This is a genomic window from Shimia sp. R11_0, assembly GCF_017744035.1.
Taxonomy (GTDB): Bacteria; Pseudomonadota; Alphaproteobacteria; order Rhodobacterales; family Rhodobacteraceae; genus Shimia; species Shimia marina.
Genome location: NZ_JAGHQY010000001.1, coordinates 840110 through 862524, shown reverse-complemented (window position 1 = coordinate 862524; position 22415 = coordinate 840110). Strand labels below are relative to the sequence as shown.

Below are 22415 nucleotides of genomic sequence, written 5' to 3'. Positions count from 1 at the left end.
TAAGATTTTTGAGCAGACCGCAGAAAGTTTATCAGGCCCACACCATCGCCATACCCGAGCCAAGGAGCCAACACGCACACGCATAGCGGAGATGCAGACTATCATCTTCTCGCGCTCAAAAATTGGGCGTAGTGGGTCCCCTCGGGCCCACCGATGATATCAAGCAAGGAGAATCACAATGGCCAAGAAAATGCTCAGCGCACTGGAATACGCAGGCTTTGTCGCCGCAGGCATGGCCATGATCGCGGCGGTCACCATTCTGACCCATTCATGACAGACACCTCCACGACAGCCCCACAAACACCGCTCCCAAAACGATAAAAGCCGGCGCATAAACGCCGGCTTTTGTTATTTTTAGATCAGGTCTCGACCCTTAGCCCAAAAGCAACTCCGGCAACCACAACGCCAGAGAGGGCACAAATGTGGTCAGCATCAGCGTCGGCAGCCAGGCAAAAACGATGAAAATCAGAGTGGGCCAGAGCATCTTCGCCACCGGCGTGTCCGTCACCTGCGACCCCAGATAGAGCAAAGGCGCGGTGGGCGGCGTGATGTTTGCCATACCAAGGTTCACCCCAATCACAGCGGCAAAATGGATCGGATCCATCCCCACGCTCTGTGCAATTGGCAGCAAGATCGGCGTGGAGAGCAGCAGACCGGAAATATCATCCATCAGCATGCCAATCAAGATCATCACCACGTTGATCATCAACAGGATCACAATCGGATTGTCAGAAACCGAATACACCATATCCTTGGCAATCTGCGGCGCGCCCTGCGCGATCAGATTGTCAGAGACAATCACAACCATGAAAATCATGACCATCACCACACCAATGGTGATGCCAGACTGCTGAATGGTCTGCGCCAGCGTTTTCCATGTCAGCCCCCGATAAAAGTAAATCGCCACAGGAATGGCATAGACCACGGCAATCCCGGCAGCTTCGGTGGGCGTCATGACACCACCGTAAATGCCGCCCAGAATGATGATCGGCATCATCAATGCCGGGCCAGCCACACGCCCCTGCGCTTTCAGCGCGGGCATAAAGGGATCTGGCCGCTCTTTCAGTTCGATATTGTCATATTTACGCAGCATGAACTGGTTGGTGAGGATCAGCAGCGTGATCAAAATTAGCGCGGGGATCACCGTAGACAGGAAGCATTTCAGAACGTGCTGCTGCGCCACCCAGCCATACAGAATGTGAGAGGAACTGGGCGGGATCAGAAGCCCCAGAGGACTGGCTGACACCAAAAGCGCCGCCGATTGCCCCGCCGGATAATTCGCCCGCTTCAGATGCGGCATCATAATGCCGCCGATACAGGTCAGCGTGGCATTTGCCGCGCCGGAGATCGATCCAAACACCCCACAGGCCAGAACAGCCGCCGCCGCAAGTCCGCCCTTCAAATGGCCAATGAACAATTCGGCAAGGGCCACCAGAGGCGCCGCGATCCGCCCTTTCTCCATCACCCCGCCCGCAATCATGAACAGCGGAATCGCCAGCAGAACCAGAGAACGAATCCCCGTCGATCCCGTTGGCAGATAGCCAGAGATCGACTGATCCCCAACCACAGCGATAAAGGCCAGCACAGCCCCAAAGGCCACATAAACACTCACGCCAAGCAACAGCATGACGCAGACGATAATCAGACTTCCAACGATGATCATTGTGTGGCCTCTTCAGAGCTTTCCGACTTCAATGGCAAGCCAAGGCCCTTGCGGATATGGACATAGAGATAGGCGGCGGAGAACATCGACATGAAGCCAAAGGCAATCATGATCGCGATCCGCCAAGACACAAACGGAATGCGCAAAGCAGGTGTCGAGCGGAACCGAGGAAAGGAAAAGTCATCCGCCAGCGAGACATAGCAGGCATAAACAATAAACAGGGTCACAGCCAATTCGATGGTCAGGACAACAAACCCCCTCCACCAGCTCAGGCGGGGGTTGGTAATCACGATCCCAAGAATGTCGGCATTGATATGCAACTTGCGCTCAGACGCCAGCACGGCTCCGGCAAAAAAGCCCACAATGCTGAAAGCCAGAAGCCATTCCTCATAAGCAAAAAGATCCCCGCTAAACCCATAGCGGATGATCACAACAAGCCCAAAAGTCACGGCCATCAAAAGACCTGAAATGGTCACGATAATCTTCATGAGTATCATAGCCCATTTCATGGGCAGCCCGATCACTCTGGGCAGTTCCTCTGTGATGTTCATTCTGCGCGCCTCTTTTGCGTCACGTTAGCTTGTCGCTGAATACAGGTTGGGCCGGTGGAGACCACCGGCCCAGCTAAGGCAATTATTTGCCAGCAGCAAGCAGACGATCCATCACGTCTTTGCCAACGGAGCCTTCCATGGTTGGCCAGATGTTGGTGCGCACATGCTCAACCATCGCCGCCTGCTCTTCGTCGTTGAGCTTCAGGATGGTGTAGCCGCTGTCGACCAGCTTCTGTTCAAACACAGAGTCGTTCTCACGGTTGTATGCGAAGAAATCGTCAGAGGCTTTCTTCATCGCCGCTTCGATCACAGCACGCTGCTCGTCGTTCAGCTTCGCCAGAGTGCGCTCAGAACCGTAGTAGAAGGTCTGCTCAGGAATGGTGTTGTACTGGATGAAGTGGCTGCCCACATCGGATTTTGCGAAGATGGAATAGGTCGCGGTCTTGGTGCAGCAGATCGCGCCGTCCACGATGCCAGACTGCAGCGCAGGGAAGATGTCGCCCCATGCCATGGTGGTCGCCTGGAAGCCAAAGCTCTCGATCATTTCTTTCAGAACAGCAGAAGACCAAACACGGATGTTCATGCCTTTGTCTTCCAGAGTGTTCCAGTTCTTAGGCTCTTTGGTGGCCACGATGCCCACAAAACCCTCTGGGTTGCCCGCGATCACGTTGACGCCATATTCGTCGGTGATTTCCTGCAGGATCTTGCTGAACTCAGACTCAGGGTTGCGCATCACGCTGTCCATATCGTCCCAGCCGCTCACCAGGAAAGGCATGGACAGGAATTCCAGACGTGGGTCGGTGTCGGAATAGATGAACGCAGACGCGAAATCGATGTTGCCGCGTGCCACATCTTCAAACAGTGCCTCACCGGAGCCCAGCTGGTTGGCTGGGAATACGGTCATGTTCAGGCCAACGCCCGCCGCGTTCACGTCTGCAGCCACCTGCTCCATCATTTTGGTGCCCTGGTGATCAATCGGGAACACGCCCGCAAACCGCAGGTCGATGTCCGCAGCAAACGCAGCGGTGCTGGTCAGCATGGCAAGCGCACCGGCTGCCGCGGTTTTCATCAAAAGTTTCATTATCAACGTCTCCAAGTTGTGAGATTTTGGGTCGGCTGCCAAAGGCACCCTTTTGGTGTGCGGCAAAGCTAAAGCCCTGCGCGCAAAGTATTGGGATCTGAACAGAAAGGAGGGGTCTCGCCCCGCAAAACGCGCAAACACCCCCTGCGCAACAGCGTAAAACCATACATCTGCCGCACCCTCCCTACAGCATCTGTCAGGCTTGTAGAATAATTGTATCCAAAATCCAATAGTAAATTCACGCAGCGTCTCCAAACCAGCGTTTTGGCAACTCCATTTTCGTGGATTTCGTGGCGAGGACCTGCCGCAAGCTTCTGATCCCAAGATCGAATCTCACGAACCCGCAGGAGGCCTGGCAGCGCATACGCGCTCGCTTCTGACGCCTTTTGGCGAGGAACTCAACAGACCTTGAACGATATAGCCAAAAACCGCCCTCAGAAAACCAAAGCACCCCGCAGAAAACCGCACCAGCCCACGCAGCATGCGGAAGGCACATTTACCAAGGCAATCTTATGTTTTCAGTATAAGTGGTGCCCGGGGGCGGAATCGAACCACCGACACGAGGATTTTCAATCCACTGCTCTACCCCTGAGCTACCCGGGCACGGGAAGGCGTCTCGCCTTGGGTGGGGTGCTTCTATGTCAGCCAATCGGGGCTGTCCAGAGGAAAAAGACAAAAAAGTCAGTGCAACTGCGAAGTTTGTTTTTCCATCTCTTCCAGAGCCTCAATCGCCTCTTCCGGATCCTGCGATGGCACCGCGTACTCTCCGCCAAACCACTTGCCCAGATCAATATCTGCACAGCGTTTGGAACAGAACGGACGATAGGACTGCACCGTCGCCTTCTTACAGATCGGACAGCTCATTTCAGCACCTCACTCAGCGCAGGACGCGCGTTTTTGCGCTGCAGCTCATAATGGCCAAGCGGTGTCCACCCCACCAGCGTGGTGTCGATCACATCGCGCTTGAACGCCGCCCGCAATGCAGTTTCAAAGCCGCGACGGTCTTTCTTCGCCATAGGGGCCAGATCCAGCACAATCTGCCCACCAAGCCCGCGCACACGCAACGCCCGCGGCAGGGCCTTCGCCAGAGCAAAATTCGCCTTCGTACCCGCCGCTGGCGAGGTATCCCGGCCTGTGTTCACATCCACAGCCACCAGCGCGCGGGTGGGTTCCACATACATATATGCGCCGCCCTCAAGCGCGACCTGCGCCCCCTGCGCCATCTCAATCGCATCCAGCACACCGTGGGTTTCAAAACTTCCCGCCTCGGTCACCACCTCCGCAGGTTCAGACCAGTCGCGCCAGGCAGAGACATGGGGCCCATCGCCCTCAGAGAGCATTTCTGCATCCCCCTCACCATCCGCCATCACCGCCTCATAAAGGTCCAGCATCGCGCGAATATCCTCAGCAATTTCTTCCGCGCCCGCCCCATCGCAGGCCGACCGCAGAATCAGCCCAAGATTGGCATCCGCCAGCAGCCCCCCGGCCTCCTCATGGGCAATCGCCAAGAGCGCATCGCGCATGTCATCATCGCGGATCGAGCGGCTGACATTCACCCCCGGCGCACCCGGGGTCACAATCACATAGCGGCTCTTGAAAAGCACCTTCTGGGTCACCGGTATCGCCTTACCGGGTTCGGCAAATCCTGTTACCTGCACCAGCATGCGATCGCCCGGAGCCAGACCCTTTACCTGCCGCAGGAAAGCCATGCCATCCGGTGTTTTCAGAAACATTCCTCCCTGTCCTTTGACAGGGCGATCCGCAATCGCGCGATAGATGGTGCCAACACGCGGCGCATCGCCCTCAATCAAAAGATCGTCAAGCAAGCCATCCACCATAAGTGCTGCGGCCTCGCGCCCATTGATATGGTCGAGAATGATCTGACGCCCCTTCATCTGCGCGCTCCTTTAATCTGTTGTGTAAAGCGGATAGCCTGCGGCCTGCAAAAGCCCTGCGGTCTCTGTCACCGGCAACCCCACAATGCCGGTAAAGGATCCGGAGATCCACGGAATAAAGGCCCCGGCAGGCCCCTGAATGGCATAACCACCCGCCTTGCCCTGCCAGTCATTGGTCGCAAGATAAGCATTGAGTTCCGCATTGGAGAGCCGCTTCATTTTCACGTCACTCACCACATCGCGCTGCCACAGCCGATCGCCGCGCTTCACCGCGACTGCCGTAATCACCCGATGCCGACGCCCGGAAAGCGCCATTAGGAAGGCCGCAGCCTCCGCTGCATCCGCCGGTTTCCCCATAATACGCCGTCCCAGCGCCACAGTGGTATCGGCACAGAGCACGATATCGTCAGGCGCAGCGAGAACAGCCGCCGCCTTTTCACGGGCGATGCGCACGCAATACGGGCGCGGCAATTCGTTTTTATGGGGGTCTTCATTGATATCGGGCGGGCGGATCTCATCCGCCACAACCCCAATCTGTGCCAGCAATTCCCGGCGGCGCGGACTGCCTGAGCCCAAGATCAATTTCATCCCGGACCTCGTCATTTCTGCCCGCGCAAATGCTTATTTAAAGCGGTAGTTGATCCGACCTTTGGTCAGATCGTAAGGGGTCATCTCGACTTGAACCTTGTCGCCAGCCAGAACACGGATGCGGTTCTTACGCATCTTCCCTGCCGTATGTGCGATGATCTCATGGCCGTTTTCCAGCTCGACCCGAAACGTCGCATTTGGCAGGAGTTCCTTCACGACACCGGGAAATTCGAGCAGTTCTTCCTTCGCCATGGTCTCTCCTTTGGTTTGCTCCCGCAGCATTCTGCGGGATGTGCGCTTAAATGAGGGCTTTCTCCCTTTTTTTCAAGGTCCAATAACAAAAGAACCCGAATTATCCGGAGAATTGCCACAGGGACGCACATTCCGCGCCCGGCAAGGGAAGGTATCTTTCTGTCGTAGCGCGCTCGTAAAGCGCGTGCTCACGCGCGTTATTGTGAGGCAATCGGCAAGCCCCAGCGCGCTTCCAGATAGGCCACGATCTCATCACGCGCCGTGCGATAGGCCGCCAGCTTGGCCTCGCGCGCATCTCCGGCCTGCGTACCACTTGGATCAGAGACTGGCCAGAATTCCAGATCAAGATGGTCAAAGCGGGTGAGCTTTTCGGCTTCGGCGCGACTCGCCGGTGTTAGCGCAACCACCATATCAAAGCTGGACATCTCATCCCCGCGCTTCTCCATCTCCTCAAAGCTACGGGTACGATGACGGTCAAGTTCCACGCCAATTTCCGCACAGACGGCGATAGCAAAGCCATCAATGTCCAGATCACTCCGGATACCTGCGGATTGCACATAGACATCGTGGCCATAGAATTTTTTCATGATGCCCTCAGCCATGGGCGAGCGTACGGCGTTCTGATCACAGCAAAACAGAATCGACTGGGGCAATGGCTGAGACTGAAGCTGCGTTTGACCCTCCCCTGACACGCGCCTCACCCTCCAAAATGCAGAACGCAAATCAGCGTGAACAGGCGACGGGCCGTATCCGTATCCACCTCTGCCTTGCCTTCCAGCCGCTCCTGCAACACCCGCGCGCCTTCGTTGTGGATCCCACGCCGCGCCATGTCGATGGTTTCAATTTGGCTCGGCGGCAAGTTTTTCACCGCATCAAAATAGCTCTCACAGATGGCCCAGTAGTCCTTTACCACTTGGCGGAAAGGCGACAGGCTCAGATGAAACTCCGCCGCCTTCTCGCCACCTTCAGAGGCCACATCAAACACCAAGCGCCGGTCACGAATGGCCAGATCCAGAGAAAACGGCCCCTCCGGCACCACACGATCATCGCGCTTGGGCAACGAAAAACTATTGTCTTCCAGCAGATCAAAAATGGCCACCTTACGCTCCTGATCAATCTCAGGGGTGGGCGGCGGCAGGTTTCGGTCATCGATCTGAATGTGGCTGATCCGGGACATGGCTGTCTCTTGAAGAATTACACTGCCTCATGACTAGCGCAGCCAGCCCAAGCTTGTCTATGCGCGACACGGCCCATGGTGTCGCATCCGCACAACGTCGCCAATTGACAGCCCCACCTGATCCGCGCCAGATCGACACCACAGCAACAGGAGCCAAAAACCATGCCACAGCCCCTCCCCTGCTTCGACCTGTCCGGTCAAAACGCTCTGATCACCGGCAGCACCGATGGCCTCGGCCGTGCCGCAGCCGATCTGCTGGCGCAGGCGAGCGCACATGTCTGGATCAATGGCCGCACAGAAACCCACTGTCAGGACATCGCCAAGACACTAACAGACGCAGGCCACACCGCCCATGCGCTGCCCTTTGACGTCGCAGATCACAGCGCTCGAGCGGAGGCTTTCAAAATACTCGCAGAGCACGGCGGCCTCGACATTTTGGTCAACAACGTGGGCCTGCGCGACCGCCGGGCGCTGCCGACGTTTACACATGCGGATCTCACCCGCATGATGGATGTGGATCTCATCGCCCCTTTCCAACTCTGCCAAATGGCCGCAACACAGATGGCCACCAAGGGCTATGGACGCATCGTCAACATTTCCTCCATTGCCGGGCTGATCGCTCAGGCTGGCGATGCTGCCTATACCGCTGCCAAAGCAGGCCTCAACGGCATGACAAAGGCCCTCGCCGCAGAGCTCGGCACCGATGGCATCAACGTCAACGCCATCGCGCCGGGCTTTTTCAAAACCACCCCCAATGCGGAAGCGGCCAAAGATCCTGCGCTGGCCAGAAAACTGGAAAATGCCACATCTCTCAAACGCTGGGGCGCCCCCGAAGAACTTGCCCCCGCCATCCTCTTTCTCGCCAGCCCCGCCGCCAGCTATGTGACCGGACAAATCTGGGCGGTGGATGGCGGCTATACCAGCCACTACTGATCCGCCCCAAGGCCAAAAACTTTTATGCCTTCGGCGAGGATATTTGGGGTCAAATGAAGTAAGACTTTGTTAACCAAGCGCGCGAACAATACCCCCTGCGGTACAGGCAGGGATGCCGATGGCCGCGTCAAGTGAAGCGCCCGGTCTGAGTGGACCGGGGCGTCCTTCATTTGGCCCTAAATATCCTGGGGAGTCACAGCCTGCTGTGACGGGGCAAAGCCCCTCCCTGCGAGGCGTCAGGAGTTCAGCGCATCCAGCCGCGCACGTACGCTCAGCCCATGCGCCTCAAGACTTTCAGAAATCGCCAGGGTTTCGGCAGCAGGGCCAATCGCCTTAAGCGCTTCTGGTGTCATTTTGGACAGCGTGGTGCGTTTGATAAAATCCATCACCGAAAGGCCAGAACTGAACCGCGCAGACCGCGCCGTGGGCAGGACGTGATTGGGCCCGCCAACATAATCCCCAATGGCTTCCGGCGTATATTGGCCAAGAAAAATCGCGCCCGCGTGAGTGATCTTGTCAGACAGCGCATCGGGATCTGCCACGCAAAGCTCCAAATGTTCCGGCGCAACCCGGTTTGAAAGCGCGGCCGCAGTCTCCAGATCTGGCACCGTGATCACCGCGCCATAATCCCGCCAGCTCGCGCCCGCAATCTCACGGCGTTCCAGCGTTTCCAGACGTTTATCCACCGCTGCGGCCACCGCTTTGCCAAAATCCGCATCATCCGTAATCAGGATCGACTGTGCACTTTCGTCATGCTCAGCCTGCGACAACAGATCCAGCGCAATCCAATCCGGCGTGTTGTCCTTATCGGCAATCACCAGAATTTCGCTGGGGCCTGCGATCATATCAATACCGACCTTGCCAAAGACCCGCCGTTTGGCCGCCGCAACAAAAGCATTGCCCGGCCCCGTGATCTTATCCACCGGCGCGATGGTGTCCGTGCCATAGGCCAGCGCCGCCACAGCCTGCGCTCCGCCAATGCGGTAGATTTCATCGACACCGGCCAGTTTGGCGGCCAATAGGACCAGCGGATTGGCCACCCCATCCGGGGTTGGCACCACAATCGCCAAACGCTCCACGCCCGCCACTTTGGCAGGGATCGCATTCATCAAAACTGAGGAGGGGTAGCTCGCCAGACCGCCGGGCACATAAAGCCCTGCGGCCGAAACAGGCGTCCAGCGCCAACCAAGCGTGGCTCCGCTTGCGTCGGTCCAGCTGGCATCCTCAGGCATCTGGCGCGCGTGATAAGCACGCACCCGCTCTGCCGCCAGTTCCAGCGCGGCACGATCCGCCTCTGTCACCTGCGCACAATAGGCCTCAATCTCTTCTTCGGAGAACCGCAGCGTTTCCGGCGTCAGCTTCAAACGGTCAAACTTCGCTGTCAGCTCGATCACCGCCGCATCGCCACGATGGCGCACATCTGCGATGATGTCTGCCACAACGGCATCCACATCTGGGCTGTCTTCGCGTTTGGCACCCAAAAGCGCGGTGAAGCTGGCCTCAAAGTCGGCATCCTGTGCATCAAGAAAAACGGGCATTGCGATCTCTCCGAAAACGTTGCGCCTTCTTAGACCGCACCTGCCCTGTCCTCAAGCGTTGCGCGGCGTATCCAGCTGTTTGAGCATCAGCAAATCGTCGCGGGGCACACCGTCAATCATAACAGACCGCGGCCTCAACCCGATCTGCACAAATCCAAGGCGCTCATATAGGGTTCGCGCCGGCGCATTTTCTGCATCCACACAGAGCTCAAGCTGCAAGATCCCTGCGGCGCGGGCTTCTGCTTCTGCGGCCGTCATCAAAGCACGGGCCGCACCGGCCCGTCGCGCCTGCGGATGCACATAGAGCGGACCAATGTCGGCCATATGCCGCAGCCGTGTCACGCCCCCGCGCCGCATGGCCAGAAAGCCCATGAGCGCCTCGTCCTGAAACCAGCCGATCACTTCGCCACCAGCCAGCTTGGCCAAGAGCGCGGCTTCCTCGGTGGCAACCACCTCCTCAGCCGTCAGCAGAAAGGCCGAGGGTTCCTGCGAAACCCCCATCATCCAAAGCGCACGGTAGGCCGAAAGATCCGCAGCCGTGAGGGTCCGGATCATTCCGGATGCTCCGGCGCATTGCGCGACACCGCCATATAAGGCCGCGTCACATCCTTTACGGAGACTTCCAGCGCCTCCACCCTCAGGCGAATCGCCCCATCCCCTGCCAGCGTCAGAATCACAGCCCCCTCCGCATCTTCGCCCGGCTCAAAGGCAATCGAGAGCAGCGACAGAATCGTGTCAGCATCCCCGCGCGCCACGCCCTGAGAGGCCACGCTCAGCACATTGTCGATCACCAGAAGACTTTGCACCCGCTCCACAGTCCGCTTGCGCAGTTCGGCGGCCTTCATGTCTTCCCAGCGGAATCGATTGAGCAGCACGGCAAAGCGGCGCTCTTTGGGCAACCACTGCATCTCGGATGCGGGAAACACCGCATCCTGCGTCAACGACGACAGCACCTGGAGGTCTTCCCCATCCAGCGCTCCGAGATTCAGCGGGCGGTCCCCGCCGTCTTCAAACCGTGCATCCTGTGTCACTGATCTTTGACCCTTTCAATATGGGCCCCCACGCCGCCCAGCTTCTCTTCGATTTTTTCATACCCGCGATCAAGGTGATAGACCCGGCTCACAATGGTTTCGCCTTCCGCCGCAAGCCCGGCCAAAATCAACGACACCGAGGCGCGCAGGTCAGTTGCCATCACCTGCGCCCCCTTGAGGCGCTCCACCCCATGCACGGTGGCTGTCCCCCCATGCACCTCGATATTGGCCCCCATACGGATCAATTCCGGCGCGTGCATAAAGCGGTTCTCAAAGATCTTTTCTTCCAGAACCGATGTGCCTTCCGCTGTACACATCATTGCCATGAACTGTGCCTGAAGATCGGTTGGGAAGCCCGGAAACGGCTCCGTGGTCACATTCACCGCTTTCACACGACCGTTTTTGCGGGCCACTTTGAGACCTTTCTCTGTCTCCTCCACGTCGATACCGGCCTCATGCAGTTTGGCCACAAAGCTTTCGACCAGATTCAGACGCCCGCCAAGAAGTTCCACTTCACCGCCGCAGAAGGCGGGGGCGAGCATAAAGGTGCCCAGCTCAATACGGTCGGTCACCACCGGGTGTGTCGCCCCATGCAGGCGATCCACCCCCTGCACCGTGATTTCACTGGTGCCATCCCCCTCAATCTGTGCGCCCATGGCGCGCAGACAATCAGCCAGATCGACAATTTCAGGCTCGCGCGCGGCATTCTTGATCACCGTCGTGCCCTTCGCCAGCGTCGCCGCCATCAGGATGTTCTCTGTTGCACCAACAGAAGCAAAGGACAGCTCCATCACGGCACCTTTCAGGCCGTTTGGCGCCTTGGCGTGGAGATAGCCGTCCTTCAACTCAATCTCTGCCCCGAGCTTTTCGAGACCATAGATGTGCAGATCCATCGGACGCGCACCAATCGCACAGCCCCCCGGCAAGGACACAACCGCATGTCCAAGACGCGCCAGCATCGGGCCCAGCACCAGGTTGGAAGCGCGCATTTTGCGCACGATGTCATAATCCGCCACATGATTGTTGATGTCGTGGCTCGACATGGCCAAGACCTTGCCATCCTGCAGGCTGGTCACCTCAGCCCCCAGAGAGCCAAGCAATTGGCTCATTGTCTTAATGTCGCTCAGCCGCGGCGCATTGGTCAATGTCAGCGGCTCTTCGCTCAAAAGTGTTGCTGGCATCAGCGTCAGACAAGCGTTTTTCGCTCCTGCAATCGGAATCTGCCCATTGAGCGGCCCGTTGCCGCGTACGATAATCGAATCCATTAATCCTGCCTTTTAGTATCTTCTATGCCCGAGTCGCGGGGCGTATCTGTTGCTGCACGCGCTTTTGCCTGCGCTTTGCGGCGCCCCATATTGGCTTTCAAGGCCGCTTTCAGACGATCTTCTCGGCTCTGAGCAGTTTTTTGGGCTTTATTTTTAGGGGTCGTTTTGCGTTCCATGCACTTTCCATACATGAGGTGCAAAAAAGGGTCCAGATTGCGCTTGCACCCGTCGAAATTTGCGCCTAAACACCGCGCCACGGTAACGCTGCTGTAGCTCAGTGGTAGAGCGCACCCTTGGTAAGGGTGAGGTCGGGAGTTCAATCCTCCCCAGCAGCACCACCGAATTTCCCAAATATCTTCGGTCATTGAAACGTGCGATGCTGCGATTGCTTTGCGTTACTCGCTTATCCACTGCCATGCATGCCTGCACAGCAGAACTCGTAACCTGACAGCACCAACTCTCGCCCCCCTCTGGGCATCGGCAAAGCTCCGCCCATGCACCATGCCCCCCAATGCTGCGGCATCGATATTTGGCCTGAGAATGCGCAAAACAATGTCAAACGAGTCGCAAAGCGATTCGCCTCATTTCGTATAGGCACCCTCCCCGAAAGTTTACGATTTTAATCCAATATTGCTAAATCTCCGCAAGTTGTTCGCGAATTTCAAACAATCAAATTTCGACATCACCTGAGCTTAAAACAGCGCCCAGCCAGCGCCCTCTCGAGCCGTATTGGTGCGCATTTGGAAACAACCGCCCAACTTTAGCCAGAATTGAAGCAACCCATTCACGAACAATGGCAGAATCAAGACGCCCAACCCCCAAGTTTTATGCCTCTGCCCTATAATGAGCAGAAACAATCTCACTGCGCAGAGATTGAGCGGCCACCAAAAACCGCACCTATGCAGGGCGCATTTAAAGCCGCTTTTCCTCAAATTTTGCAGGTTTTTGTTTCTTCATTTCGCGGTTTCGATCATATTTGTCTCAAGTCCACTGGGGGACTGAGTTCTGGCTTGGGGCAGCCAACTGATTTTGTGAAGGGCATCCTGACGATGCCGCTTGCGAACGCTGTTCAGCGTCGTGTGTCTATTGCAGTGGACGCACCCTGATCCTGTTCGCGCAGCGGTGGCGTGGTCGGGTAGAAAGAGGGTATTATGGCTGATCCAAACGGTCCGGGAATCGTGGATGGTTCCGAAACCGACGACACGATCAATGTAGGTTTCACCGATTCCAATGGCGACACTGTCGACAACAGCGGCAATGTCGTTAGCACTCAAGATGGCGACGACAGCATTCACGCTGGCGCGGGCGATGACACGATATTTGCCGGCGACGGTGATGACACTGTGCGCGCTGGCGACGGTGATGACATTGTGGCGGGCGATGAAGTGGGCCTGCCTGACGGCAACGACACACCGGGGCACGATCTGCTCGCTGGCGAAGGCGGCAGTGATACCATTGACGGCATGGATGGTGATGACACGATCTATGGCGGCTATGCTCCCGGCACCACTCCGGTCCCTTCTTCGGGTGGTATCGAAAGCTTCAACTGGGATGGCGTTGGCACACCGGCGGATGGCGACAGCCTGACCGGCCCTTTCGTACAGGACACCGGTTCTGTCACAGTCACTTACACAACCACCGCAACCACAGGCGGCTCCAGCACCTTTGAAGATGACACACAGCTGCTGGGTGGCGTGAATACCGGCACCGAAACCGGCAACACCGACAGCTCGGTCCGTTCAACCACCGGTGCAGGCGAAGGCGCAACCACGTCACAGACGCTCGCCTTCTCTGAAACTGTGGAAAATGCTCAATTCCGCATCAACGACATGGATGAAAATGCGGTTGTGAAAGTCATCGCATGGGATGCTGACGGCAACCTGATTGATGTCAGCATGACAACCGAAGACATGTCAAACCTGCACCTGGTGGACATTGACGGGTTCGGCGGGCGCGAAGCCGCGATTTCCGGCGGCACCGCAACGGGCGATTCTGAAACTGCAGCCAATTCGGTTCTGGTCAACATTCCCGGTCCCGTGGCTCGCATCGAGGTCCGCCTCGTCAATCTCAGCGACACGCCTGCGGATGTCACCGTCACGGATATCTTCTTTGAAGCTGGGGATGGCGCCATTCCGGTGGATGGCGACGACTTGCTGACAGGCGGCGACGGCGACGATTTGATCTTTGGTCAGGAAGGCGATGACACCGTCTCCGGTGGTGCTGGCAATGACACTCTCACAGGGGGCACAGGCGCAGACCGGCTGGAAGGCAATGATGATCAGGATCTCTTTGTCATCAACTCTGCCGAAGAAGGTATCGGCGACACTATTCTGGGTGGCGACGGTGGCCTGGATGCTGACCGTATCGACATCTACGGTGAACGTGGCGTGGACTGGCGCGTCAGAGACCTGACCACCGACAGCGACGGAAATGGCTTTGACGGCACCATTGAGTTTCTCGATGGCGTTGGCGATGTGACCGGCACGCTGGATTTTGAAAACATCGAAGCCGGTGCGGTCATCGTCTGCTTCACGCCGGGCACCAAAATTCTTACGCCTCTTGGCGAAGTGGCTGTTGAAACCCTGCGAGAAGGCGATCAGGTCGTCACCCGCGACAACGGGTTGCAGCCTATTCGCTGGGCTGGCCGCAAGCACCTCACTGCACAACAGCTGGCAGAACGCAGAGAGCTGAGCCCAATCCTGATCAAACAGGGCGCATTGGGCCCCAACCAGCCAGAGCGCGACATGATGGTCTCTCCAAGTCACCGCATGCTGCTGGTGTCCGAGCAGGCAGAACTGCTGTTTGAGGAACGCGAAGTCTTGGTCGCGGCCAAACATCTGCTGCATCTTGATGGTGTTGAGAAAGCCGTCGTTGACGGTGTCGATTACATTCACTTCATGTGTGACAACCACGAAGTGGTGCTCGCGGACGGTGCCTGGAGCGAAAGCTTCCAGCCCGGGGAATACACCTTGGATGGCATGGGCAAAGAGCAGCGCGACGAAATCTACGCGATTTTCCCGGAGTTGCGCGAAGAGGCCGGTCTGGCAAATTACACCGCCGCACGCCTCTCGCTCAAGCGACACGAAGCCCAGCTTTTGGGCTGATCACCGCCACAAAGGCGTCTTTTGACAGGTCGGCCCAAGGGTCGGCCTGTTTCTTTTCCAACCCCAACGTCTGGACACCGGCCTGCTTCCGCGCTCAACTTGCGCCAACAGAAGACCACAACTGCCGGAGGCCCCATGCCCGCACCTCTCAACCCGTTCAAAGCCGCTTTAGCACAAAAGAAGCCCCAAATCGGCTGCTGGATGAGTTTTGGCGATGCCCTTGCCGCCGAGTTGATGACCACAACGGGCTTTGACTGGCTGGTTGTGGATGGCGAACACGGTCCAAACGACATCCGCTCGATCACAGATCAACTGCGCGTCCTCTCGCCCACATCAAGCCACGCCGTCGTGCGTGTGCCGATCGGCGAGGACTGGATGCTAAAACAAACGCTGGACGCAGGCGCACAAACCGTGCTGGTGCCCATGGTGGACACCGCCGAACAAGCCGCCGGGGTGGTCCGCGCCTGCCGCTATGCGCCCGAAGGCGTGCGGGGCATGGGCGGCTACGGCGCACGTGTCACCAACTTTGGCGCCATCGAGGATTATGCCACCACCGCCAACGCGCAAATCTGTGTTCTGGTACAGGCCGAAACCCGCGCCGCCATAGCCAATCTCGATGACATTCTCGCCGTAGAGGGCGTGGATGGGGTCTTCATTGGGCCAGCAGATCTTTCCGCCGATATGGGCTACCCCGGCGATCTGACCGCGCCAGAGGTCCAGACTGTGATCGCCGATGCCATCACCCGCATCACCGCCGCAGGCAAAGCCGCCGGAATCCTCACGCTGTCTCTGGAAGGGGCCAAAACCTACCTCGATCTAGGCGCCACCTTCGTGGCGGTTGGCATCGATACCGTGCTGCTGGCCAACACCGCCCGCGCGCTGTCCCGCGATGCCAAATCCCTCATCCCCGACGACTAGCGCATGCCACTCGTACCGGCCCCCTCACCCCCGCCTCCAAGCGCCCTGAGGGAGTCGGCCCCGGAAAATGGCGTCACTTGGCACCATGTGAGAGACCGTCTGAGGACACCTGCCCCAAGGGAACTTGCATAAAAATTGCGCAACAGCACAACTTCCCTAGCTGCAACTCTTTATATGAATTGTTGAAAATAGACTGGCGCACCCCTTAAAAACCAAGGATATGAGGGGCGGCTGGCGGACGAGTCGCGCCCTGCTAGTCCTGATGCAGAAATGGGCTTGGGAAGTTTGTCTTGCAGACTCCGGGGCCCCGTTTTTAGGGTGAGCGCGCTATAAAACAAGCGGTGTGCCAGTTTAGCGAGGTTGGCCGGAACCGCACCGCAGGGGGACGCCAATGACAACACCGCTACTCTCCATCAAGGGGCTGACCAAAGCTTATCCCGGCGTGGTGGCCAATGATGACGTCTCCTTTGACATCGGACACAACGAGGTTCACGCCCTGCTTGGTGAAAACGGGGCAGGCAAATCCACGCTTGTGAAAATGATCTACGGCCTTGTGAAGCCGGACAGCGGCAGCATGACATGGAACGGCCAGCCCTTTGCCCCGTCTGAGCCCAAAGCCGCCCGCGCCTCTGGTGTGGCCATGGTGTTTCAGCACTTCTCGCTGTTTGACGCGCTGAGCGTGGCAGAAAACGTCGCCCTCGGCATGGAAAACCCACCGTCCATGCGCGACCTCGCCCGCCGCATCCGCCGTGTGTCCGAAACCTACGGCCTGCCGCTTGATCCCAACCGCACCGTGGGGGATCTCTCTGCCGGAGAACGTCAGCGCGTCGAAATCATCCGCTGCCTGCTGCAAGATCCCAAGCTGCTGATCATGGATGAGCCCACCTCGGTTCTGACCCCGCAAGAGGTCGACATCCTGTTTCAGACCCTGAACAAGCTGAAGGCCGAGGGCACCTCGATCCTCTATATCTCTCACAAGCTCGAAGAAATCCGCACCCTCTGTGACCACGCCACCATTCTGCGGCTTGGCAAAAACGTTGGCGAATGTGTGCCTGCTGCAACCTCTGCACGCGACATGGCCGAAATGATGGTGGGCGACACGCTGCAAACCCCGACCCGCACCACCGAAAAAGCCGGGGATGTGGTGCTGGATGTCTCCGGCCTCACTCTGGAGCCCAGCAATCCATTTGGCACCACGCTCAAGAACATTCATTTCACCGTGCGTGCGGGCGAAATTCTGGGCATCGGCGGTGTCGCAGGCAACGGACAGGATGAACTTCTGGCCGCCCTGTCAGGCGAAGCGCTGACATGGCCTGACGCCATCAAGGTCAACGGCAAGGATGTGGCCAACCTTGGCCCCAACGCCCGTCGTGATCTGGGCATTCTCGCCGCACCTGAGGAACGTCTCGGCCACGCCGCTGCGCCGGATCTGAGCCTGACAGAAAACGCCCTGCTGACCGGCGCCATCCGCGAAGGCCTCTCCAACAAGGGATTTGTGAACTGGTCCAAGACGGCAGAGTTTGCAGATAAGATCATCAAACAGTTTGACGTGCGCACCCCCGGCAACCGCGTGGCTGCGCGCGCTCTGTCTGGCGGCAACCTGCAGAAATTTGTGATTGGCCGCGAAGTCCTGCAACGGCCCGAAGTTCTGGTGGTCAACCAACCCACATGGGGCGTGGATGCCGCCGCAGCCGCCTCTATTCGTCAGGCTCTGCTCGACCTCGCCGCCGGTGGCGCCGCCATCGTGGTGATCTCTCAGGACCTCGACGAGCTGATGGAAATCTCTGATCGCTTCGGCGCGCTGAACGAAGGCCGCATGTCCGACATCCGCCCTGCCGCCGGTCTCACCATTGATGAAATCGGCTTAATGATGGGCGGTGCCCACGGCATGGAAGTTGCCAATGTTGGTGACCAACAAGAAGGAGCAGGCGCATGATCGCGCTACAAAAACGCCCCACCCCGTCGCGCGCCCTCTCGCTCGCCACCCCCCTCATTGCGGTGCTCATCACCATGATCATGGGCGGCGCGCTCTTTGCAGTGCTCGGCAAGAACCCCTTGGAAGCCATCCGCACCATTTTTTATGATCCGGTGTTTGGCGAATTTGCCTTCTACTACCGCCCCCAATTATTGGTGAAAGCCGCGCCCTTGGTGCTTATCGCCATTGGCCTCTCGCTGGGCTTTAAGGCAGGCATCTGGAACATCGGGGCCGAAGGTCAATACATCCTCGGGGCCATCTGCGGCGCCGCCGTAGGTCTGGCCTTCTATCCCACCGAAAGCCGCCTGATCTTCCCGCTGATGATCTTGGCCGGGGCCTTGGGCGGCTGGACCTGGGGCATGATCCCTGCCTTCCTGAAAGTGCGCTTTGGCACCAATGAAATCCTCGTGTCGCTGATGCTGGTCTATGTGGCCGATCAGCTTCTGGCCTCCATGTCGCTGGGCCTGTTGCGCAACCCCGAAGGCATGGGCTTTCCCGGCTCCCGCAACTTCTCTGATTTCCCGGCCGCCTCCAGTTGGATCAATGAGGCCGCAGGCCTGCACTGGGGCATGGCCTTTGCCTTTATCGCGGTGATCTTTGCCTATGTGCTGCTCAACCGCCATATCCTTGGTTTCAACATCCGGCTCACCGGCGAAGCCCCGCGCGCCGCACGGTTTGCCGGTGTGAACCCAACCCGCCTGATCCTCTTCTGCCTTGGCACGTCCGGGGCGCTGGCTGGCATGGCCGGGCTGTTTGAGGTCACCGGGCCGTCTGGGCAAATCAACATCGACTTCGCCTCCGGCTATGGTTTCACCGCCATTATCGTGGCCTTCCTCGGTCGCTTGCATCCGGTCGGCATCCTGCTCGCGGCGCTGCTGATGGCGCTGACCTATGTGGGCGGCGATCTCGCGCAGGGCAACTTGGGCCTGCCCTCTGCGGCCATTCAGGTTTTCCAGGGCATGCTGCTGTTCTTCCTGCTCGCGCTTGACCTGCTCACCAACTATCGCGTCGTCCTGAAAAAGAAGGGAGCCGCATAATGGATCTCTCAGCCATCAACCCCGTCCTGCTGATCGCCTCTCTGATGGTCGCGGCCACCCCGCTCCTTCTGGCGGCGATTGGCGAACTCATCGTGGAGAAAGCCGGCGTGCTCAACCTCGGCGTCGAAGGCATGATGATCATCGGGGCCATCGCAGGCTTTGCCATCGCGGTGGAAACCACCTCCCCGATGATGGGCCTGCTGGCGGCCATGGTCGCAGGCGCGGTGCTCTCGCTGCTGTTTGCCTTCCTGACCCAATTCGCACTGGCCAATCAGGTGGCCTCCGGCCTTGCCCTCACGCTCTTTGGCCTTGGCCTGTCGGCGCTCATGGGCCAATCCTATGTGGGCATCAAACCACCCGCCATGGCGACGCTGGACATCCCAGTGCTGTCTGACATCCCCGTGCTCGGCCCGATCCTCTTCTCCCATGACCCGGTGCTGTACATCGGCATCGCCCTCACCGCAGCTGTCTGGTGGTTCCTCAAAAAATCCCGCGGCGGCTTGATCCTGCGCGCGGTTGGCGAAAGCCACGATGCCGCCCATGCGCTGGGATATAACGTCATCCGCGTGCGCATTCTGGCGATCATGTTTGGTGGGGCCTGCGCAGGCCTTGGCGGTGCCTATATTTCACTCATCCGCGTGCCCCAATGGACCGAAGGTATGACCGCTGGCATCGGCTGGATCGCGCTCGCCCTTGTGGTGTTCGCCTCTTGGAAGCCTTGGCGCGTTTTGCTGGGCGCCTATCTTTTTGGCGGCATCAACGTTTTACAGCTCAATCTACAGGCGGCAGGTATTGCCATACCAGTGGAATACTTGGCAATGTCACCGTATCTGATAACCATCCTCGTTCTGGTCATCATGTCGGCTGACAAAAGCGGCGCACCCGCCTCACTTGGCCGCACTTTCCATGCCTCGCAATGAGGTAGACTACAAAAAACTGCCACTAACAGGGGGACTTCCCGAAATGAAACTGACCAAACTTCTGACAGGCGCCACACTGGCGCTGGGTCTGGCAACAACTGCGATGGCCGACCCAACCAAAGTGGGCTTTGTTTACGTTGGCCCAGTGGGCGACGGCGGCTGGACCTATGAGCACGATAAGGGCCGCAAGGCAGTTGAGGCCGCGTTTGGCGACAAAGTGGAAACCACCTTTGTTGAAAGCGTGCCTGAAGGTGCCGATGCCGAGCGTGTGATCACCCAGATGGCGCTGCAGGGCGCGGACCTGATTTTCACCACCTCCTTTGGCTACATGGATCCAACCATCAACGTCGCCAAAAAATTCCCAAAGGTGAAGTTTGAGCACGCCACTGGCTACAAACAGGCCGACAACGTCTCTGTCTACTCCGCACGCTTCTACGAAGGCCGCGCGGTTCAGGGTCACATCGCGGGCCACATGACCAAGACCAACAAAATTGGTTACATCGCTTCTTTCCCAATCCCAGAAGTGATCCGTGGCATCAACTCCGCCTACATCCACGCCAAAAAGGTGAACCCGGATGTGGAATTCTCCATCATCTGGGCCTACACATGGTTTGATCCTGCCAAAGAAGCCGACGCCGCCAAGGCGCTGATCGAGCAGGGCGCAGACGTGATCCTGCAGCACACCGACTCCACCGCACCACAGGCCGCCGCACAGGCCGCAGGCAACGTGATCACCTTTGGTCAGGCCTCTGACATGGGCGAATACGCACCCTTCCCACGTGTGTCCTCCATCATCGACGAATGGGGCCCCTACTACGTGGCACGTACTCAGGCTGTCATGGACGGCACATGGGAATCTGTCTCCACATGGGACGGCATTGGCGCAGGCATGGTTGGCATCGGTGAAATCTCTGACGCGGTTCCGGCGGATGTAAAAGCCTCCGCTCTGGAAATGGTTGCCGCTCTGGCAGACGGCTCCTACCACGCCTTCACCGGCCCTCTGAACAAGCAGGACGGCACACCTTGGCTGGCAGAAGGCGAAGTTGCGCAAGATTACAGCGACGACGGTCTGGCCGGCATGTCCTTCTACGTCGAAGGCATCACCGCCGAGATCCCGAACTAAGCTGTTTCTCTCTGAAACACGAAAGGCCCGCCACTCTGGCGGGCCTTTTTGTTTGAGCCTGTGCACTGCCCCTCAACGCGCAATCGCACGCAGAGGCATGCCCGCATCATAGAGCGCATAGAATGGCAGTTTCACGGAGGTTGACTGCCCATAAGGATCCACGCCGGACAAATCCGCCAAAACATCCTCCAGGGGCCCATCTGGCCAAACATCCGCAAAGCGGAGGTCAACATGAATATGCGGCACCTCTGCCCGCCCATTGTACGGATAGGTCTTTTCCGCATTGTAGCGTTTCATGTTGCTGAGAAGAGAAGCAATCCGGTCATCGCTCAAAACACAGACGTATTGCCGCCGTCTCTCACCATAAAGACGGATGGCCCAATATTCCTGATCGTTTTTGAAATAGCTGCCAACCTGATCTTCTTTGTAGCTGCCTGTGCGCAGATCTGCGAAGCGGGAGGCCGCATCCGTCAATCCTGGGGAGAGATCAAGATGCCGCATATAGGCCGCCTCACAGAGATGCACGAGATTGGCCTTCTTAATGCTCGTGGGCGCGACCACGCTGTCCACAAGCACATCGCTCATCACGGCTTCTCCCACCGTGTCGATCCAGTGCATCTCCTCACCCGGCGTCGCAATGGTCTGCCGATAGAGATATTGATTGAGTGCGAGCGCCTCATCAAATTGCGCCAGATGGATATCAAAGATTCCCTGAGAATGGCGAATGCCCACGCGGTAGGCCCATTCCACATCTGAGTCGTCGTAGCTCCCCCCATCCGGCAACACGAGATAGGGCGCATGAAATCCAAGCCGGGCACCGGGCTCGATATTGCGAGAGGGAAACTTGATCCCAAGAGATCCCTCTGAAACACTCCCGCCCAGCCACGCAATGGCACAGGCAGACGCACAGGTGTGGCCCGCAAGAACGCGCGTATTCATCTGTTTGTTCCAAATCACATCAAACAGCTTCAGCCCTTCTAGAAAATTCCCGCCGCCACTGTTCAGACAGAGGGTCGCCCCGCCCGCGCCAAAGGTGTTCAGCGCCTCCACTTTCGCTGCATCCCCTTCAACCACGTCTCCGCTGTAATAATAGGTGCAGCGATCGTCCCACTCTCCCACGGTTTCAACCGTTGCCGCCTGAAGTCCGGCGGCGCACAACATCCCAAACGCCAAAGCCATGGCGCGCTCCAATAGTCTCATCAAATCTGTCCTTGGTCGTCCCCAATATCGTGACCATAGCCCGCGAAGGGCGCAAATCCAGAGTTGTTTTGCCATGACAGGGGGGGGGGAGACCCCGGATATCACCGTGCCAAACGGTGATTTGACAGGCACTACACCGGCGGCGCAGAGTTCTGATGTGTTTG

23 protein-coding genes and 2 tRNA genes are annotated in these 22415 nt (G+C 58.1%); 9 read left to right on the top strand and 16 right to left on the bottom strand.

Features of this window, described 5'->3' with window-relative positions; all coding sequences use genetic code 11:
* Window positions 1-373: 373 nt before the first annotated feature.
* From J7382_RS03985 to J7382_RS03940, 10 genes are all read right to left on the bottom strand, one after another.
* Window positions 374-1663, bottom strand: a complete 1290-nt coding sequence (locus J7382_RS03985) for a TRAP transporter large permease (protein ID WP_209067320.1) — start codon at window positions 1661-1663, stop codon at window positions 374-376.
* Entirely contained in the window at window positions 1660-2214 is a 555-nt protein-coding gene (locus tag J7382_RS03980; RefSeq protein WP_209067317.1) for a TRAP transporter small permease subunit, read from the bottom strand. The genes J7382_RS03985 and J7382_RS03980 overlap by 4 nt, the downstream gene beginning before the upstream one ends.
* A gap of 82 nt (window positions 2215-2296) precedes the next feature.
* A complete protein-coding gene (dctP, locus tag J7382_RS03975) occupies window positions 2297-3295 on the bottom strand; it encodes a TRAP transporter substrate-binding protein DctP (RefSeq protein WP_058238236.1) in 999 nt (332 codons plus the stop codon).
* Between the two features lie 528 nt (window positions 3296-3823).
* Window positions 3824-3898, bottom strand: a tRNA-Phe gene (locus J7382_RS03970).
* A 78-nt stretch (window positions 3899-3976) separates the two neighbouring features.
* The gene (yacG, locus tag J7382_RS03965; RefSeq protein WP_058238234.1) at window positions 3977-4159 is read right to left on the bottom strand and encodes a DNA gyrase inhibitor YacG; all 183 of its coding nucleotides are present in this window, start codon (window positions 4157-4159) and stop codon (window positions 3977-3979) included.
* Window positions 4156-5190: a ribonuclease E/G gene (locus tag J7382_RS03960; protein WP_209067315.1), complete on the bottom strand. Its 1035-nt coding sequence runs from the start codon at window positions 5188-5190 to the stop codon at window positions 4156-4158. Before J7382_RS03960 ends, yacG begins: the two co-directional genes overlap by 4 nt.
* 12 nt (window positions 5191-5202) lie before the next feature.
* Window positions 5203-5778 carry a nucleoside triphosphate pyrophosphatase gene (locus tag J7382_RS03955; RefSeq protein ID WP_209067312.1) on the bottom strand — a complete coding sequence of 192 codons (576 nt, stop codon included), beginning with the start codon at window positions 5776-5778 and terminating at the stop codon, window positions 5203-5205.
* A 33-nt stretch (window positions 5779-5811) separates the two neighbouring features.
* A complete protein-coding gene (gene infA, locus J7382_RS03950; protein ID WP_007205486.1) occupies window positions 5812-6030 on the bottom strand; it encodes a translation initiation factor IF-1 in 219 nt (72 codons plus the stop codon).
* Window positions 6031-6227: 197 nt separating this feature from the next.
* Entirely contained in the window at window positions 6228-6722 is a 495-nt protein-coding gene (locus J7382_RS03945) for a low molecular weight phosphatase family protein (RefSeq protein ID WP_348539998.1), read from the bottom strand.
* Between the two features lie 5 nt (window positions 6723-6727).
* Window positions 6728-7207 carry a UPF0262 family protein gene (locus J7382_RS03940; protein ID WP_209067309.1) on the bottom strand — a complete coding sequence of 160 codons (480 nt, stop codon included), beginning with the start codon at window positions 7205-7207 and terminating at the stop codon, window positions 6728-6730.
* A gap of 162 nt (window positions 7208-7369) precedes the next feature.
* Here J7382_RS03940 and J7382_RS03935 point away from each other — a divergent pair, with 162 nt between their 5' ends.
* Complete coding sequence (locus J7382_RS03935) at window positions 7370-8140, top strand: SDR family oxidoreductase (RefSeq protein ID WP_209067308.1); 771 nt, start codon at window positions 7370-7372, stop codon at window positions 8138-8140.
* A gap of 236 nt (window positions 8141-8376) precedes the next feature.
* Here J7382_RS03935 and hisD read toward each other — a convergent pair whose 3' ends face one another.
* From hisD to J7382_RS03910, 5 genes are read right to left on the bottom strand one after another with little or no spacing between them, the layout of a single operon-like run.
* Window positions 8377-9678 (bottom strand): histidinol dehydrogenase, encoded by a 1302-nt coding sequence (hisD, locus tag J7382_RS03930; protein ID WP_209067307.1) that lies wholly within the window; start codon window positions 9676-9678, stop codon window positions 8377-8379.
* Window positions 9679-9729: 51 nt separating this feature from the next.
* Window positions 9730-10233, bottom strand: a complete 504-nt coding sequence (locus tag J7382_RS03925) for a GNAT family N-acetyltransferase (protein ID WP_209067306.1) — start codon at window positions 10231-10233, stop codon at window positions 9730-9732.
* Window positions 10230-10709, bottom strand: a complete 480-nt coding sequence (locus J7382_RS03920; protein ID WP_209067303.1) for a DUF2948 family protein — start codon at window positions 10707-10709, stop codon at window positions 10230-10232. Before J7382_RS03920 ends, J7382_RS03925 begins: the two co-directional genes overlap by 4 nt.
* Window positions 10706-11974 (bottom strand): UDP-N-acetylglucosamine 1-carboxyvinyltransferase, encoded by a 1269-nt coding sequence (murA, locus tag J7382_RS03915; RefSeq protein ID WP_209067302.1) that lies wholly within the window; start codon window positions 11972-11974, stop codon window positions 10706-10708. The genes J7382_RS03920 and murA overlap by 4 nt, the downstream gene beginning before the upstream one ends.
* Window positions 11974-12150, bottom strand: a complete 177-nt coding sequence (locus tag J7382_RS03910; RefSeq protein WP_188128133.1) for a hypothetical protein — start codon at window positions 12148-12150, stop codon at window positions 11974-11976. The genes murA and J7382_RS03910 overlap by 1 nt, the downstream gene beginning before the upstream one ends.
* Window positions 12151-12237: 87 nt before the next feature.
* Between J7382_RS03910 and J7382_RS03905 the strand changes: the two genes are divergently transcribed.
* The 8 genes from J7382_RS03905 (at window position 12238) to J7382_RS03870 (ending at window position 21051) form a co-directional block, all read left to right on the top strand.
* Window positions 12238-12312 (top strand) — tRNA-Thr (locus J7382_RS03905).
* 432 nt (window positions 12313-12744) lie between these two features.
* Complete coding sequence (locus J7382_RS03900; protein ID WP_209067301.1) at window positions 12745-13080, top strand: hypothetical protein; 336 nt, start codon at window positions 12745-12747, stop codon at window positions 13078-13080.
* Between the two features lie 45 nt (window positions 13081-13125).
* Window positions 13126-15078, top strand: coding sequence for a Hint domain-containing protein (locus J7382_RS20090; protein WP_209067300.1), 1953 nt, complete (start codon window positions 13126-13128; stop codon window positions 15076-15078).
* 135 nt (window positions 15079-15213) lie between these two features.
* Window positions 15214-15996: an HpcH/HpaI aldolase/citrate lyase family protein gene (locus J7382_RS03890; RefSeq protein WP_209067299.1), complete on the top strand. Its 783-nt coding sequence runs from the start codon at window positions 15214-15216 to the stop codon at window positions 15994-15996.
* A 391-nt stretch (window positions 15997-16387) separates the two neighbouring features.
* Window positions 16388-17932 carry an ABC transporter ATP-binding protein gene (locus J7382_RS03885; protein WP_209067297.1) on the top strand — a complete coding sequence of 515 codons (1545 nt, stop codon included), beginning with the start codon at window positions 16388-16390 and terminating at the stop codon, window positions 17930-17932.
* The gene (locus J7382_RS03880) at window positions 17929-19008 is read left to right on the top strand and encodes an ABC transporter permease (protein ID WP_209067294.1); all 1080 of its coding nucleotides are present in this window, start codon (window positions 17929-17931) and stop codon (window positions 19006-19008) included. The genes J7382_RS03885 and J7382_RS03880 overlap by 4 nt, the downstream gene beginning before the upstream one ends.
* On the top strand, window positions 19008-19928 hold the full coding sequence (locus J7382_RS03875; protein WP_058238219.1) for an ABC transporter permease: 921 nt from the start codon (window positions 19008-19010) through the stop codon (window positions 19926-19928). The genes J7382_RS03880 and J7382_RS03875 overlap by 1 nt, the downstream gene beginning before the upstream one ends.
* A gap of 43 nt (window positions 19929-19971) precedes the next feature.
* Window positions 19972-21051, top strand: coding sequence for a BMP family ABC transporter substrate-binding protein (locus J7382_RS03870; RefSeq protein WP_209067291.1), 1080 nt, complete (start codon window positions 19972-19974; stop codon window positions 21049-21051).
* 72 nt (window positions 21052-21123) lie between these two features.
* On the opposite strand, the gene J7382_RS03865 is transcribed toward J7382_RS03870, so the two are convergent.
* Window positions 21124-22251, bottom strand: a complete 1128-nt coding sequence (locus tag J7382_RS03865) for a hypothetical protein (RefSeq protein WP_209067288.1) — start codon at window positions 22249-22251, stop codon at window positions 21124-21126.
* Window positions 22252-22415 lie beyond the last annotated feature (164 nt).